Genomic DNA, 1,048 nt, shown 5'->3' with positions numbered 1-1,048 from the left:
ACGGTACTTGTCCGCTATCGGTCATCTGGGAGTATTTAGGCTTATCAGGTGGTCCTGACAGATTCACACGGGATTTCTCGGGCCCCGTGCTACTTGGGATACTCTCCACGTCAGAACACGCATTTCGACTACGGGGCTGGCACCCACTCTGGCCCGCCTTTCAAGACGGTTCGTCTATACGCTTCTGTCACGTCGACCACTCGGCAGAATGGTCAGGAAAGTCCCGCAACCCCCCACATGCAACGCCTGCCGGCTCTCACACACATGAGGTTTAGCCTGATCCGATTTCGCTCGCCACTACTCACGGAATCACGGTTGTTTTCTCTTCCTGTGGGTACTGAGATGTTTCACTTCCCCACGTTCCCTCTACCCGCCCTATATATTCAGGCGGGAGTCACTAGGTCGGCACGCCGCCCAGCGGGGTTTCCCCATTCGGACATCCTCGGATCAAAACTCGCTTATCAGTTCCCCGAGGCTTATCGCAGATTGCTACGTCCTTCTTCGGCTCCAGATGCCAAGGCATCCACCGTTTGCTCTTAAAGACTTGAAATCACATGAGTTCATCAAGAATCGAACCCGAACCGAAGTCCGGGCTGAAATTGACTAATGATCTTTAAGATCATCTACACAAGACAACCCCGAAAGGTCATCTTGAAGATGCTCGCGTCCACTGTGTAGTTCTCAAAGTACGGGCGGCACCCCCCACCACCGGCAACAGCCGGCAACCAGGAGGCCCAGAGGAAGAAACACCCACCCCCACCAACCGGCAGGAGCAGCGTCCGGTCCCTCAGGACCCAACAGCGTGCAGGCACCCCGCTCACAGACCCCCACCCTCCAACCACACCCCCCAAAAGAGGACGCGGCGTACTAGTAGGAACCAGCTGCGCTGATGCCATGTCAAATGTTCCACCCACGAGCCCCCGCAGAGACATTCGCTCTGCTGAGGTTCCTGCAACCCTTACGGGTCGAGGTGCTCCTTAGAAAGGAGGTGATCCAGCCGCACCTTCCGGTACGGCTACCTTGTTACGACTTAGTCCTAATTACCGAT

At 56.1% G+C, this 1,048-nt stretch carries 2 rRNA genes; both read right to left on the bottom strand.

Features of this window, described 5'->3' with window-relative positions:
* A 23S ribosomal RNA gene (locus V6R91_RS36350) occupies nucleotides 1–550 on the bottom strand; the annotation flags it as partial.
* Between the two features lie 431 nt (nucleotides 551–981).
* Nucleotides 982–1,048: ribosomal RNA gene (locus V6R91_RS36345) — 16S ribosomal RNA — on the bottom strand; the annotation flags it as partial.

Source organism: Microbacterium sp. CCNWLW41 (genome assembly GCF_037083505.1).
This window is presented reverse-complemented; position numbering and strand designations above follow the sequence as displayed.